This window comes from Pseudomonas sp. WS 5021, from assembly GCF_012985535.1.
In the GTDB taxonomy this organism is placed as follows: domain Bacteria; phylum Pseudomonadota; class Gammaproteobacteria; order Pseudomonadales; family Pseudomonadaceae; genus Aquipseudomonas.
In genome coordinates this window covers 423,306-438,103 of the sequence record NZ_JAAQWP010000005.1, presented here as the reverse complement: position 1 = coordinate 438,103, position 14,798 = coordinate 423,306, and the positions used below count along the sequence as shown (strand labels likewise).

The following is a 14,798-nucleotide window of genomic DNA, read 5'->3' as shown; positions in this document are numbered from 1 at the left end:
AATACACGTATCGGGATTGGCACGATCTCTGCTCTAGCCCCTTCAAGGACACTTTTCCGGGGGAGATTTACATGCACAAACTTAATCCAATCACCAAGGGCTTGTGGCTCGCATTGCTGTTCACTGGCAGCGATTACGTGCTGGCAGCCGACACTGAAAACGAGCCGGCACTCAAGACCGTCACCGTCACCGCGCAACACCGGGAGCAGACCTTGCAAGAGGTGCCGGTGGCCGTGTCGGCGGTCCAGGGCACCAGCATCGTGGCCGACGGCGTGCGCTCGATGGGCGACATCACCACTTTCATTCCCAACGCCTCGGCGAAGAACCCCGACGGCGACGGCCGCCCACGCTGGTACATCCGCGGCCTGGGCACCGGCGACACCGGGGCGGCCACGGTGTACCCAGTGGGCATTTATGCCGATGACGTTTACCTCAACGCGCCGATTGCCGGCGGCGGCCCGCTGTTTGACCTGGAGCGCATCGAGATCCTGCGCGGGCCCCAGGGCACCCTGTATGGCAAGAACACCACGGCGGGCGCGGTGAATATCATTTCGAAAAAACCCGCGTTCGACACTGACGGTTTCGGCACCATCGGCTTTGGCAGCAAGAATGAAAGGATCCTCAGCGGCGCCCTTGGCGGCGCGCTGGTGGACGAAAAACTCGCCGCGCGGATCTCGCTGTACTCCGAGGAGCGCGACGGCTTCCAGAAAAACCTGGTGGACGATCACACCTACGGCGACGTCAACAAAAAGGCCGTGCGCCTGCAGTTCCTTGCCCAGCTCAACCCGGACCTGGACGCGCTGCTGAAGATCCACAGCCGCGAGTTCAAGGGCGACGGTTCCAACGGGGCACTGACCCTGGGCCGCTACTACAACGTCGGCTACCAGCGCCCCGAAGGCCGTAATATCGCGCTCAACGTCAAGGACGATTCCAAGCTCAACCATGACGGCACGTCCCTGACCCTCAATTGGCACCTGGGCGACTACACCCTCACCTCCATCAGCGCCTATGACTACATTCGCGGCCAGTCCAGCAGCGATGCCGACTACACGCCTTATGAGGTCAACGGCACGTCCACCAGCGATAACAAATACACCCAGTATTCCCAGGAAATCCGCCTGGCCTCGCCGCAGCAGGAAACCTTGCGCTGGCTGGCCGGTGCGCACTACTTCCACGAAGACCTGGACAGCAGCGGCGGACGTTTCATTGCCCCCGGCCCGACGCCCAATGGCACCGGTTCCAACCAGATCAATGGCGCGACCGACCTGCGGGATCTCAATTACGACCACAAGACCAACAGCTACGCGCTGTTTGGCAACCTGACCTACGACTTCACCGACAACTTCACCGTGACCGGCGGCCTGCGCTGGACCCAGGAAAAGAAAGACATCGACCTGAACCTCACCCAACTGACCCGCAATACCGCCAACGGCCCGCTGGTGCCCCTGGCCGGCAGCGGCACCAATGGCAGCCGCCAGGAGAACAAGACCTGGGAAGCCTGGACCTACGATGTCACGCCCGAATACCGGATCAATGACAACGTACGAGTGTTCTTTCGCTATGCCCACGGCTTCCGTTCCGGTGGTTTCAACACCGGGCTGTCCACCAGCCTGGCGCAGTTGACCACGGTGGACCCGGAACAACTCGACGCCTATGAGTTCGGGGTCAAGTCCGAGTGGTTCAACCGCCGCCTGACCGCCAACGCGAACATTTTCTACTACGACTATTCGGATATTCAGGTCAACCTGCTGACAGTCAACAACGGCGTGCTGACCACGGCCCTGACCAATGGCGCCAAAGGCAAGGTCAAGGGCGCCGAGCTGGAACTGGAAGGCCAGCCCACCGACTCCCTGCACCTGCGGGCGGCGGTGTCGTTCCTCGATACCGAATACACCGACTTCAAGAACACCAACCCCAACACCGGCGCGGTCACCGGTGACTACAGCGGCAACAGCTTTGTGCGCTCGCCGCGCAATGTGGTGTCGGTGGGTGGCGACTACACCATCGCGCTGCAGATCGGCGGCAAGTTGGTGGCCGGGGCCGACGCCAGTTTCCGCGACAAGGAATACTTCCTCGCCGACCGCCAGAGCAGCGCCGACAAGACCCTCAGCCAACCCCACTACACCCTGGTCAATAGCCGCCTGAGCTGGTACAGCGCCGATGAAAAACTCAGCGTCACCGGCTTCGTCAACAACCTCACTGACCGCCGCTACCAGGTGCATGGCAGGCCAAACGGTGGACTGGGGCAGTACGTGATCACCTACGGCGACCCACGCACCGTGGGCGTGAGCGTGACCAGCCGTTTCTAAGCCCAAGCCCCTCTCCCAAACAACACAGACCCACTGTAGGAGCCAGGCTTGCCTGCGATAGCGTCCTTGAGCTCGCCATCGCAGGCTTGCCGGGCTCCTACAGGTGATCTGCATTGTTTGGAGGGCCAGCCTTGTTTGAAAGGAATACGTTTATGTTCCAGCACACTCCACTGGCCGGCGCCATCGCGCTGGTCCTGGGCAGCCTTGCCGTGCCCGCCATTGCCGCACCAATCCAACCCACGGCCAAGGCCGACCACCTCGACACCGTGGTGGTACTGGGCACCCGCCGCAGCGACCTGACCGCCCTGCAAAGCGCCGCGCCGGTGGATGTGCTGTCCGGCGAGCAACTGCAAGAGACCGGCGCCAGCGACCTGTCTGGCGCGCTGACCGCCCTGTCGCCGTCGTTCAATTTCCCGCAGTCACCCCAGGGTGCCTTCGCCGGCTCTATCGCCCAAGGCGCATCGCTGCGCGGCCTGGCGTCGGACCAGGTGCTGGTGCTGGTCAACGGCAAGCGCCGCCACAGCAGCGCCAATATCACCCGCCAAAGCCTGGTCAATGGCCGGGGCGCAGCGGCGGTGGATTTGAGCCTGATCCCCCTGAGTGCGATCCAGCGCGTGGAGATCCTGCGTGACGGCGCGGCGGCGCAATACGGCTCGGATGCCATCGCCGGGGTGATCAATATCGTGCTCAAGGAAAACGACGACGGCGGCAACGTCGGCTACCGTTTTGGCGGCTATGACAAGGGCGATGGTATCCAGCGCAAACTCAGCGGCTGGAAAGGCTTCAGCCTACCCAACGACGGTTTCCTGACCCTGAGCTTCGACGCCGGCAGCCAGGATCCGGCCAGCGACACCAACCCCGACAACCGGATCTTCTATCAAGGTTCCACCAGCATCAACACGCCCCGGGAACAGAACAACCGCTACCGCACCTGGCGCTGGGGCTCGGGCAATGTCTCCGACCAGTACAACTTCGTGGCCAACAGTGAGATCGGCGTCGGCGACGGCCTGACCGCCTATGGGTTTGCCACTTACGCCCACAAGAACACCGACGCCGAAGGTTTCTTCGACCCGCCGACCACCCTGCGCAGCAACTACGGCAGTACCGCGTTGCAGCGTTACCCCGACGGGCGCCTGCCGGTGACGCGCTACAGTCTGCAGGACTATGCGGTGACCGGCGGCCTGCGCTACGAGCACGAGCAACTGGGCAAGTTCGACCTGGCGCTGAACCACGGTAACAACACGCTCGAATCCACCGATCGCAATGCGATCAACCCCAGTTGGGGCACCAACAGCCCGTCGAATATCTACACCGGCCAGCGCGAAAACGAGCAGACCAACCTGACCCTGGACTGGGTGCGCGACTTCCCCACCGACCTGCTGTTCAAGCCGCTGACCCTGTCCGCCGGCCTGGCCTGGCGCAAGGAGAACTACCAACTGAGTGCCGGTGATGCGGCGGGCTGGCAGAACGGGCCGCTGTTCAACACGGTCGACCCGATCACCGGGCGCCGCATCCCTGGGTATTACTCGGGCATCACCCAGGTCGATGCCGCGTCCCTGGAGCGCAAGGTGCTGGGCGCCTATATCGATGTCGAAGGTCAGGTCACCGAGAAATTCCAGGCCGGGGTGGCAGTGCGTACCGAGCACTATTCGGACTTCGGCGACACCACCAACGGCAAGCTGTCGCTGCGCTACGACTTCACCCCACAGATCGCCGCGCGCGCCACCGCCAGCACCGGCTACCGCGCGCCGTCGCTGGTGCAGAGCGGCATGTCGTCGTTCAGCGTGCAGGTGGTGGAACAGCCGCCCGGCAGCGGCAACTATGTGGAAGTGCAGCAACGCACCCTGCGCGCCGACAGCCAGGAAGCGCGGTTGCTGGGCGGCAAGGCACTCAAGCCCGAGGAGTCCACCAACTACTCCCTGGGCCTGGTATGGCGCCCGCTGGACAACGCCTCGGTGACGGTGGATGCGTACCGGATCAATATCGACAACCGCATCACCCTCTCCGACCAACTGCCGTCTGCGGTGGTCACGCCGATTTTTGCCGGCACGCCCTACGCCAATATCCAGAGCGCGGCGTTCTACACCAACGTCGCCGATACGCGCACCGATGGTATCGAGCTGACCGGCAACTATCAGTGGAACCTGCAGCAATGGGGGCGCCTGAACCTGAGCAGCGGCTTTGCGAAGAACCGCACCACAATCACGGCGTTGCGCGACGTGGGCAATATCAAGGGATCGCAGATTGTCGGGCGCAACACCCAGGGCCTGATCGAAGAAGGCACGCCAGAAACCAAACTGACCCTGAGCGCCAACTGGCTGTATGAGAACTGGGGCCTGACGGTTGCCCAACGCCGCTATGGCCAATGGATCAGCCGCAATGCCACCAACCCCAGCCTGGACCAGACCTACAGCCCGCAGTGGGTCACGGACGTGGACCTGTCGTACACCTTCGACAAGGGCCTGAAGGTCTCGGTAGGCGCGATCAACCTGTTCGACAGCCACCCGGACAAGGCCGATGGCGCGCAGTTGTACGGCGTGCCGATCTACTCGATCACCAGCCCAGAAGGTGCCCAGGGCGCGTTCTACTACACCAGCGTGAGTTACGACTTCTAGACGCGACTGCTGAACGGGTGTTGCCACAGCAGCACCCAACCACCATTTCCCCCTGTCGGAGCCGGCTTGCCGGCGATTGCGGCCTCATGCCCTGCGCATGGCAGAAGGGCGCCATCGCCGGCAAGCCGGGCTCCTACAGGGTTTACGGGTTTATGGCACATGTCTTGCGATGGTGGCTGGGTACTTCGCTGAAATAAGACCTGCCATGCGCCTGAATCACTTACTGAACCCTCTTACCTGGCTGATCTCCCCCCTGGCCTTGCTGGCAGTGTGGGCGTGGGTCGCGCACCTGGGGCTGTTCCCGCGCAACCTGCTGGTGCCGCCCGCGCAGGTGCTGCAGACCTTTGCCGATCTGCTGGCCAGCGGCGAGTTGCAGGAACACCTGGGCAACAGCCTGTCACGGCTGGGCATTGGCTTTGCTATCGGCTCGCTGTGTGGCCTGGGCTTTGGCGTGTTGATGGCTTTGTCGAAAACCGTCGAGGCTTATTGCGGGCCGCTGTTCCATACCCTGCGCCAGATCCCCAGCATCGCCTTGATTCCGATGTTCGTGCTGCTGTTTGGCATCGATGAAACCTTCAAGATCATCATCGTGGCCAAGACCGCGTTTTTCCCGGTGGCCCTGGCGGCCGGCGAAGGGGTCAAGGGCATCCCGCGCAGCTACTTCGAGGTCGCCGACGTGTACCGCCTGCGCTGGCCGAGCTTTGTGCGCCTGGTGGCCCTGCCCGCCGCCGCGCCGCCGATCATCACCGGTTTTCGCATCAGCCTGACCCGCGCCTGGGTGGTGCTGGTGGCCACCGAGTTGCTGGCGGCCGACAGCGGCCTGGGGCAGATGATCGAGATGGCCCGGCAGATGCTGCGCATCGACATTGTGATGGTCGGGGTGGTGGTCACCGGCGTGATCGGCTTTGCCATCGACTACCTGTTGCGCCATATCGAACAGCGCCTGTTTCGCTGGCAGACGCGCTAGGAGCCCTCTATGACGAACCTGCTGAAAAAGTCCCGCGGGCTGTTGCTCCCGCTGCTGCTGGTCCTTGCCTGGGAATACGCCTCGCGCCAGGGCGCGGCCGGTGCCTATGCGTTCGTGCCGCTGTCGGCGATTGGCACGGCCTTGCTGGATATGCTCGGCAACGGCGAGTTGCTGGTCAACCTGCTGGCGAGCCTGGCGCGCACCAGCAGCGGCCTGGCCCTGGGCATTGTGTTCGGCGTGGCGTTAGGGGTGCTGATGGCGTTGTCCAGCGTGGCCAACCGCTTGATCGGGCCGCTGTTCCATAGCATTCGCCAGGTGCCGATGCTTGGCTGGATCCCGCTCATCGCCATGTGGTTCGGCAATGGCGAGTTCTCCAAGGTGCTGATCGTCAGCCTGGCCGCGTTTTACCCGATGGTGCTGAACACCTGGCAGGGCTTTACCCATGTCGAGCAGCGTTACCGCGAAGTGGGCCTGGTGCTGGTGCTGAGCCCCGTGCAGCGCTTCACCCAGGTGCTGCTGCCGGCCGCGCTGCCGAGCATCGCGACCGGCGTTTTGCACGCCCTGGCCTTTGCCTGGGTCACGACGATTGGCAGCGAGTTATTCCTGTCTTCCGCAGCGGGCCTGGGCAACTTGATGATGAATGCCGAGGCCGGCTCGCGCATGGAAGTCATCGTGCTCTGCGTGTTGTGCATCGGCCTGCTCGGCTACCTCATGACCCTGTTGTTTAACCGCCTCGTGCGCCACCTGCTGCGCTGGCGCCACCTTCGTTGAAAGGCCCTGACATGAATGCAATCGCTCACCACGCCTTACACCAGCACCTGCAAACCGGCGCCTTGCAGATTCGCGGCCTGAACAAGGCCTACCGGATCGAAGGCCGCTCGTTGCCGGTGCTGCACAATATTCACCTCGACGTGCAACCCGGCGAGTTCGTCAGCATCGTCGGCGCCAGTGGCTGCGGCAAATCCACCTTGCTGCGCCTGATTGTCGGCCTGGAGGCCGAGTACGAGGGCGATATCCTGCTCGATGGCAAACGCATCGCCGCCACCAGCCTGGAGCGCGGCATCGTGTTCCAGGACCACCGGTTGTTCCCGTGGATGACCGTCAGCCAGAACATCGCCCTGGCCCTGAAAAACCATGACCTGCCCCAGGCCGAGAAAAACCGCCAGGTGGCCGAGCACATCGCCCTGGTCAACCTCGGCGGTTTCGAGAATGCGTACCCCCATCAGTTGTCCGGCGGCATGGCGCAACGCGCCGCGATTGCCCGGGCGCTGATCAACAAGCCCAAGGTCCTGCTGCTGGACGAACCGCTCGGCGCCCTCGACGCCCTGACCCGCGTGCACCTGCAACGGGAACTGCAGCGCATCTGGGTGCAGCAGCGCTGCACGGTGCTGATGGTCACCCATGACATCGAAGAAGCACTGTACCTGGGCGACCGGGTGATTGTGATGGACGCCCATCCGGGGCGGATCAAGCACGAGATCCGTGTCGACCTACCCCACCCACGGGATCGTGCTTCAGCGGTGCTGCAACAGCACAAGCGGCAATTGCTGGAGGAGCTGACAGGCCACTGAGGTCAGCCCGCCGCAACCTTCAGGCGCTGGATCTGTGGCGTGCCTGTGGATGATCCCGGCTTGCGCGGGTCAATGACACTCATCATCACCCCATCGCTGGTGATGAATACTGGCCGTGACTTGCCTTGGTCTTTCGGGTCATTGGAAAAAGCCCCCTTGAACTCGACGGACCGGCGTTGCTCGGCAGTGCCGCCGTCCAAGGTCACCTTCAGATCCCCCGCGGGCGTCACCTGCCAGTCCGAGATTTGGGCGTCGGTGTAGTCCAGTTGAACGGTACTGCCCTGCAGGTCTTCAATGTGAACACTGCCTGACCCCTTATTGATGATGTACGTATTGCTGCCGCCTTCAGCGACCACCCTGGCCCCCCCATTGATCACCACGACATCGGCCCCCTTGCCTGTGCGGGCAATGTCCTCGCGGCCATTGAGGGTCAGCAAATTATTCTGATCATCACCTTGAACATAACTTTCGCCGTTCTTCACCGTGGTGACATTGGAAAAGTTCTGCACACTGGCGATTTTTTTCACCCCCTCGGTGTTGGATTTTTCAGTTTTTACCGAGACGCTATGGTCTTTCAGATTAATGACATGCCCTACGTAGCTGACACTTTCTTTCTTTCCAACATCGTCGCGTGGCGAACTTAATTCTCCAGAAAAAACCAGGGTGTTACGTCCCTCGCCACCCTCCAGGGATATTTGCCTGGGACTGAAATCTTTGTTTCCCGTTTTCTCGACCTCCCGCGCCCGCTCCAGTGTCTGGCGTGCATCGGCATTCATGACCACCGTGTCATCAGCGCGCCCGCCACTGACCACCTTCTTGCCGGTACCTAGCAAGAAGACGTTGGGTTTGTTTTCCACCCCTCTTACATAATCATCACCACCACCCAGGTCCCATAACGTGGCTTTTCCATCACCCAACTCGCCTTCAACCTGTTTGACCGGTTTGCCGTTAAATGATGAATAGCTTTCATCCACGCCTACCCGGTCAGTGCCATCACGAACCGCCACCGACGGGACCTTGCCGGGTACTGGAATCAGATTCAGCAGCCAGGTGACCGGCGAAAACCAGACTCTTGGCGTCAGTGGGACTTTGCCGTCCACTTGCTTGACCTCAACCTGCGACGAGCCGTAGACCACCCGCTCGAAGGTGTTCTTTGCATCACCGCTCAGGAACGCTTTATAGCGAGCTTGGCGTTGCTCATCGATTTCGTGGGTGTATTGGGTCTGCAGGTAAGGCTTGAGCACATCAAATCCAGGCTCCAGACCCAGGAACGCCCTCACACCGGTGACGGCCTTTTGTTCGCCCGAAAGCGGCGTGACCTTATCCAGGTCTTCCACGCTGCGCACGGAGTGGTAAATCATCTGGCTCATCATGAGCGTCCCGGCCACGACCAGGCCCACCGGCCCAGCCGACGCCGCCCCCATCATGAATGCGGCGCCCAACGTTACCGAGGTCGCGGCGTTGGCCACCGCGAAAGCACCGTCAACATAATGGTCCTGGGCTTGAGCACCGCTGCTCTTACTGGCCTTTTTAAAGGAATCGACAGCACTGTAGATATCAAACGGCACGCTGACCGCCGCACCCGCCCCGGTGCCGACTTTGCCAATCAGTTGCCCAACACTCGACGCTTTAAATCCCATGATCGAAGGCGCAGCCTTATGAATGACACTTTGCCCCAACTTGTTGAGCGAAGCCCCAATCGCGTCGCCCCCATACTGGGCAGCCACTGCACCTAAACTGATACTGCCTTGGGTCACGTCTCCATTGTGAAAAGACTCTATCGCGCTGCGCAGCCCCTGGAATGTACTGAATGCCTGGAAACCCAAGCCGGCAGCCCGCGTTTTTCCAAACTTGTCCACCCCACCTGCATCAAAGAAATTCGCAGGCATCGCTTGTTTAGTGCGAACCATCTCTTGAATCTGAGCCGAAATCTTGTGCACTTGCTGCATCTGCTTTTCGAAGTTGTCAGGCACCTTCGACACTTCGGTACTGGGGATCAGCGGTCCAGCGGACGGATCACGATGAATCGCAATTTCAAAGAACAGCTTGGTTGCCTGGTCACTGAACCGAACATCACCGGAATCGGACCATGCCTTGAAACGCGCAAAATCAATTTGCAGGTTATTGGCCAACAGCTTGCCATTCGGGTCACCTGCAGGCTGAGCAACTATCGGCTTGCCGTGGATATGGATGCCCATTTTGTAAAGATCGACGCGACTGATATCCAGGGTGCCGATACGGATCGGCGCCTGGCTGTCATCGAGGGCCTGAAGGCGCTGCACTTCCCCCGTATTGTTGATGACAGCGGGTGCAGCCATCCTGGCAAGAGGCGTCCCCCCCTGGTGTGTGGCAAACAACTGGCGATCGCGCTGCATCTCTTTGTCGATGTACGGATAACCGGGAGGTGGGGTTGCTTGGGCTAAGGTGCGCAGCAACTTTTGCTCAAGCCCCTGCATGCTGCCAATGTACGGGGAACCGGGGTACTGTTTTATAAAGCCCTGAACGGTTTTCAATGAATCGAAGGTGGCGTGATACTGGGCCATACCTTTCTTGGCATGTATGTTGTCCACGCTTTCCAGAACATTTTGATAAACCGCAGCTTCCATACCCGCAACAGGCCTTGCATGTTTTCTAAAATCAGCCGAGGAAGGCAGGTGCGCACTATCAACTACTTTTATCGTATCAAGATCGGCCAAGGGCGCATTATATGCCAGTTGCATCCGCGTGGACGTCGGTCTAATCCCCGAGACATGCTCTGGATTAAATACGCTGAACCTGTATTTAGGGTTATCCAGATCGTTGTTGTATGGCCTAATTAATTTTTTCAGATCTGGATCGGTAAAGATTTTTTTCATTCCGCTTTCAAATGCCTTGGCAGAAGAAAACCTGACCAAGCCAATATTGGGGTCGGCGTAGTAATAGGTCCGTTTACCGTCCGCTCCCGCCGTCACTCCTGCCGATAGACGATGCCCACTGGCAGAAATAATCAACGTCGTCGGGGCTGGGGCTTTGAGGAGCTGCGCTACGATTGACTTGTAAGACCCGAGCCTGTCAGTGGCCGGATCATGAGCCTTGTCGGCATACCCGGCGTACTTCTGGGCCCTGGCAACTGCAGCAAAGAATGCTTGAGATTCAGGCGTATCAGGAGAAGCCAGCGCCTGGTAAATATTGCCCAGGAAAATATCAGCCTTGCCCTCCCTTGTCGCCAAGGACAGCAGGTGCGATATGCCCGCACACTCTCCGTCGCTCGATTGGTTAATCATTGCCAGATAATAACTTTGCGGCATGGGTGTCAACTTAGTTTCTTTACCCGAAACTACGTTCGAAAACTCCATCACCCTTTCTTGTGTTTTGATAATAGTGCGCTTTTCGGCCAAGTGTTTGAGCATGCCTAATTGCTCATCGGTCACCCCGGGCTGCAATGCCATTTTATAAAACTCGGAACTACTCATCAAATCCGAATAACCAGCCGGCAGCGGCACTGACCCCGGTGAGTTATACCCTCGCATATAGGCCACTCGGCCCTGGCTTTGTTTGACACTTTCTACTTTTGAAAAAAAATCATCTGCGCTGCCCGTCTCGCGAACAGCTGCCGCCGGTACTCCCCTACGCAGGCGGCGCTTGTCTGGTACATCGTTCTGCGTCGTCAGTTGCCCCGATGATGGTTCTCGACGTTCTTCATGGGAAGTTGGAGGGGCGGTTTGAGCGGACTGATTTTGTCTAATAAACGACAAGGTATTGGGCAGGGACGATACGTGCATAATCACTCCAGCTAACAGGTTTTGTTCATTCAATATCCTTTTATGTGAAGGGCTCCTGGAGTGATAAAACCTAGCACCAGACGCAATGCCACCCTGACAGACAAATCTGAGAGCAAACCACAAGGTATTACCAAATGCAGCGCGCCCCTCACTACAGAATGCGCGCCATCTTGATGATCTCGATAGACACCGGGCTGTTGCCACGGCTGAAGGTGCCTTCGCCAATCTTGCGAAAACCGCACGCGGCGTAGAATTTTTCGGCGGTCAGGGTCGCTTCCAGGTAGGCGCTGGTATGCCCGGCTGCGGCGATCTGCTGCAAAGCCTCGGCCAACAGGCGCTTACCCACCCCCTGCCCGGCCGCCTCGCCACGAATAAACAACTTGCTGACTTCCAGACCCTCGATCTCCACGAAGCCCTGGAGCACATCGCTGCAGGCCAGCCACAGGTTGCCGGCGGCGATGGCCGGGCGGTAAGTCTCAGGGGAGCGGCCATCAAGCCACATGGCGATCTGTTCGGCACCATAGTCGGCGGTGCACAGGTTTTCGACGGAGTTTTTATGCACCTGGAAGATGCTCTCGGCGTCGTCCTGGGTGGCTGGGCGGATCAGTAGATTTTTCATTCCTTTGAGATTCCGAGCAGGGCCAATAAACCCAGGCGTTATAGCTGATCTTGCGCCGGGCAGCGACCGAAGACCGCACATCTTGTGCGTTGACCAGCTTTCCCACACACCATATAGTGTGCCCACACACGCAGCCGACCACTACATAGTGTGCGATGCCGGCAACTATCAAGTTTTTTGGACGGTCTCACACACCGTCAGAACAGACCAGGAAGGAGTATTTCATGCTGAGTTGGGATGAAGTCGACACCGAAGACACCGGTGCAGCCGTGATCCGTGGCGCCAACGCCGGCCACGCCACCGAAGCCAACATGGACCGCCTCGACGGTGCCGGCGCCGCCGCCGCCATCGAGGCCCGCGCCGTCACCGCCAATGACTCCGCCGCCATCGTGCGCGCCAAGGCCGCCCTGGACAAACTCGACGTCGCCGAAGGCCTCGCCGAGTTGGAAGGCGCCTCCGCCCGTGTCGCCGTTGACGAAAAACGCATGATCAACTGCCGCGCCGACCTCAACCAACTCGTGCCCTTCAAGTACGACTGGGCCTGGCAGAAGTACCTCGACGGCTGCGCCAACCACTGGATGCCGCAAGAGGTCAACATGACCGCCGACATCGCCCTGTGGAAAAACCCCGAAGGCCTGACCGACGACGAACGTCGCATCGTCATGCGTAACCTGGGTTTCTTCTCCACCGCCGATTCGTTGGTCGCCAACAACCTGGTGCTGGCCGTGTACCGCCTGATCACCAACCCGGAGTGCCGCCAGTACATCCTGCGCCAGGCCTTCGAAGAAGCGATCCACACCCACGCCTATCAGTACTGCATCGAATCGCTGGCCATGGATGAAGGCGAGATCTTCAACATGTACCACGAGATCCCGTCGGTCGCGAAAAAAGCCGCCTGGGGCCTGAAATACACACGTTCTATCTCCGATCCGAAATTCGAGACCGGCACCGTCGACACCGACAAAGAACTGCTGCGCAACCTGGTCGCCTACTACTGCGTGCTGGAAGGCATCTTCTTCTATTGCGGCTTCACCCAGATCCTGTCCATGGGCCGACGCAACAAAATGACCGGCGTGGCCGAGCAGTTCCAGTACATCCTGCGCGATGAGTCGATGCACCTGAACTTCGGCATCGACGTGATCAACCAGATCAAAATCGAAAACCCACACCTGTGGGATGCCGAGATGAAGGAAGAAGCGACCCAGATGATCCTGCAAGGGACCCAGCTGGAGATCGAATACGCTCGCGACACCATGCCGCGCGGCGTGTTGGGCATGAACGCGGCAATGATGGAGGACTACCTCAAGTTCATCGCCAACCGTCGTCTGTCGCAGATCGGCTTGAAGGAAGAATACCCAGGCACCACCAACCCGTTCCCGTGGATGAGCGAGATCATGGACTTGAAGAAAGAGAAGAACTTCTTTGAGACCCGGGTGATCGAGTATCAGACCGGTGGGGCGTTGAGCTGGGATTGATCGCAGGCCATCGCCGGCTTGCCGGCGATGGCGCACGCATCAGTTGGAGACTTGCTCAAGAAAGATCAGCTTCAGAGGTTCCAGCAGCAAGTCATCCGCCGTGGCGGCAAAGCGCTGGAAGTACGGCATCGCAAAATGCGCATCGAGGGCCGCCTGGTTCTTGAACGCTTCACGCATATAGAACGTGCCTGGCTCATCACGCAGTTCGAACAGCACATAATCCAGGTTGCCTGGCTCGGTGCGGGTCGGCTCGACCAAGGCCAGCAGGCCGGCCTTGAGCGCTTGTTCCTGGCCCGGCTTGGCCTTGAGTACGGCGATGGATATCAGGGGTTTGCTCATGCTGGCGACTCCATTGGTAGGTTGGCTGGCGCATGCGGCGAGCATTACACACAGCGATAAGCCCAGGGCTTTGATCAGGGTGTTCATTGGAAATCCTCAAGCACAATCTTGCCCCGCGCCTGGCCGCTTTCCACCAGGGCATGGGCGCTGCGCATGTTGGCCGCGTTGATCGCACCAAAATGCGCACCGAGAGTGGTGTGCAACACGCCTTGGTCGATCAACTGCGCCACCCGGTTGAGCAGGTGGTGCTGCTGGATCATATCCGCCGTTTCAAACAGCGAGCGGGTGAACATCAGCTCCCAGTGCAAGGACAGGGATTTGAGCTTGAGCGGCATGACGTCCAGGCTGTCCGGGTCATCGATCAACCCCAGCCGCCCTTGGGGGCGCAGCACTTCGACCAATTGCGCCAGGTACTCCTCGGTATGGGTGAGGCTGGCGACATGGCTGACCCCATCGACCCCCAATGCCTGGAGCTGGGCCAGCATGGGCTGGCTATGGTCGATCACATGATGGGCGCCCATGCGCTGGACCCACTCGATGGTCTCCGGGCGCGAGGCGGTGCCGATCACGGTCATGTTGGTGAGTTGGCGGGCCAGTTGCACCAGGATCGACCCCACGCCACCACCGGCCCCGACCACCAACAGCACATCACCCTCGCCTGCGCCTTCAGTCACACCAAGGCGGTCGAACAGCAACTCCCAGGCAGTGATCGAAGTCAGCGGCAAGGCAGCGGCGTGGGCCGCGTCCAGCGTGCGTGGCCGGTGGCCAACGATGCGCTCATCGACCACCTGGAATTCGCTGTAGCTGCCTGCGCGGATCAAGGAACCTGCGTAGTACACCGCATCGCCTGGCTTGAACAAGCTCACGTCGCTACCGACCTGGCGCACGATACCCGCTGCATCCCAGCCGAGGATTTTCGATTCCTGGGCGTAGGTACCAGCGCGCACCTTGGTATCGATCGGGTTGACCGCCACAGCCTGCACTTCCACCAGCAGGTCCCGAGGGCCTGGCTGGGGGGCGTTGATGTTCACGTCGATCAGCGAACGTGGGTCGTCAATGGGCAGGCCATGTTCGGTAAAGGTGATTGCTTTCATGGGAACTCACGAGTGATGAGGGACGATGGCCCTCGATGGCGTGCATTT

10 protein-coding genes are annotated in these 14,798 nt (G+C 60.1%); 6 read left to right on the top strand and 4 right to left on the bottom strand.

All coding sequences use genetic code 11. The annotated features are described in order from the left end of the window. Positions 1–71 precede the first annotated feature (71 nt). The 5 genes from HBO19_RS18450 (at position 72) to HBO19_RS18430 (ending at position 7,462) form a co-directional block, all read left to right on the top strand. A complete protein-coding gene (locus tag HBO19_RS18450) occupies positions 72–2,309 on the top strand; it encodes a TonB-dependent receptor (protein WP_169955295.1) in 2,238 nt (745 codons plus the stop codon). 152 nt (positions 2,310–2,461) lie between these two features. Further along, positions 2,462–4,924, top strand: a complete 2,463-nt coding sequence (locus HBO19_RS18445) for a TonB-dependent receptor (protein WP_170058032.1) — start codon at positions 2,462–2,464, stop codon at positions 4,922–4,924. 205 nt (positions 4,925–5,129) lie between these two features. Then, a complete protein-coding gene (locus HBO19_RS18440; protein WP_169955297.1) occupies positions 5,130–5,891 on the top strand; it encodes an ABC transporter permease in 762 nt (253 codons plus the stop codon). A gap of 9 nt (positions 5,892–5,900) precedes the next feature. Next, complete coding sequence (locus HBO19_RS18435; protein WP_169955298.1) at positions 5,901–6,662, top strand: ABC transporter permease; 762 nt, start codon at positions 5,901–5,903, stop codon at positions 6,660–6,662. Positions 6,663–6,673: 11 nt separating this feature from the next. Continuing rightward, positions 6,674–7,462: an ABC transporter ATP-binding protein gene (locus HBO19_RS18430; protein ID WP_170058031.1), complete on the top strand. Its 789-nt coding sequence runs from the start codon at positions 6,674–6,676 to the stop codon at positions 7,460–7,462. Between the two features lie 2 nt (positions 7,463–7,464). Here the strand turns inward: HBO19_RS18430 and HBO19_RS18425 are convergent, their stop codons facing one another. After that, a complete protein-coding gene (locus HBO19_RS18425; RefSeq protein WP_170058030.1) occupies positions 7,465–11,223 on the bottom strand; it encodes a hypothetical protein in 3,759 nt (1,252 codons plus the stop codon). Positions 11,224–11,374: 151 nt separating this feature from the next. After that, positions 11,375–11,842 carry a GNAT family N-acetyltransferase gene (locus HBO19_RS18420; RefSeq protein WP_169955301.1) on the bottom strand — a complete coding sequence of 156 codons (468 nt, stop codon included), beginning with the start codon at positions 11,840–11,842 and terminating at the stop codon, positions 11,375–11,377. Positions 11,843–12,066: 224 nt separating this feature from the next. On the opposite strand from HBO19_RS18420, the gene HBO19_RS18415 reads away from it, so the two are divergent. Beyond that, the gene (locus HBO19_RS18415) at positions 12,067–13,317 is read left to right on the top strand and encodes a ribonucleotide-diphosphate reductase subunit beta (protein ID WP_169955302.1); all 1,251 of its coding nucleotides are present in this window, start codon (positions 12,067–12,069) and stop codon (positions 13,315–13,317) included. A gap of 39 nt (positions 13,318–13,356) precedes the next feature. On the opposite strand, the gene HBO19_RS18410 is transcribed toward HBO19_RS18415, so the two are convergent. Both HBO19_RS18410 and HBO19_RS18405 read right to left on the bottom strand, forming a co-directional pair. Beyond that, positions 13,357–13,656, bottom strand: coding sequence for a putative quinol monooxygenase (locus HBO19_RS18410; protein WP_169957065.1), 300 nt, complete (start codon positions 13,654–13,656; stop codon positions 13,357–13,359). Positions 13,657–13,739: 83 nt separating this feature from the next. After that, positions 13,740–14,750: a zinc-binding alcohol dehydrogenase family protein gene (locus HBO19_RS18405; protein ID WP_170058029.1), complete on the bottom strand. Its 1,011-nt coding sequence runs from the start codon at positions 14,748–14,750 to the stop codon at positions 13,740–13,742. Positions 14,751–14,798 lie beyond the last annotated feature (48 nt).